The sequence below is a fragment of the Neisseria sp. P0009.S008 genome (genome assembly GCF_051958615.1).
In the GTDB taxonomy this organism is placed as follows: Bacteria; Pseudomonadota; Gammaproteobacteria; order Burkholderiales; family Neisseriaceae; genus Neisseria; species Neisseria subflava.
In genome coordinates, this window is sequence record NZ_JBQCVG010000039.1 from 1 (window position 1) to 339 (window position 339).

Sequence of the window (339 nt, forward strand, 5' to 3'; positions counted from 1 at the left end):
GAACGATGCTTCATTCCGACCAAGGTGTGCTGTACCGTACGGCGGGGTATAGGGAATTGCTTGCGGAGCATTCCATGGTTCAAAGCATGTCGCGTAAGGCGAACTGCTGGGACAATGCGCCGATGGAAAGCTTCTTTGCGGTGTTGAAGACGGAGTGTTTCTATAACGCAGGTGAATTGACGGTGGATGAATTGATGAAGCAGATAGATGATTATATGGATTACTACAACCGGGAGCGTTGCAGTTTGAAATTGAAAAAGCCGAGTCCTGTCGCATACAGAACCCAGCTTGCACAGAGCGCCTGAATAGGCTTTTATGAGTGTCCAAGATTTGGGGGCC

The 339-nt window shown here is 49.3% G+C and carries 1 protein-coding gene; it reads left to right on the top strand.

What is annotated here, in order from left to right; translation table 11 throughout:
• A partial coding sequence (locus ACTHSQ_RS11150) for a transposase (protein ID WP_440371365.1) occupies positions 1–305 on the top strand: 305 nt, incomplete at its 5' end.
• Positions 306–339: the final 34 nt, after the last annotated feature.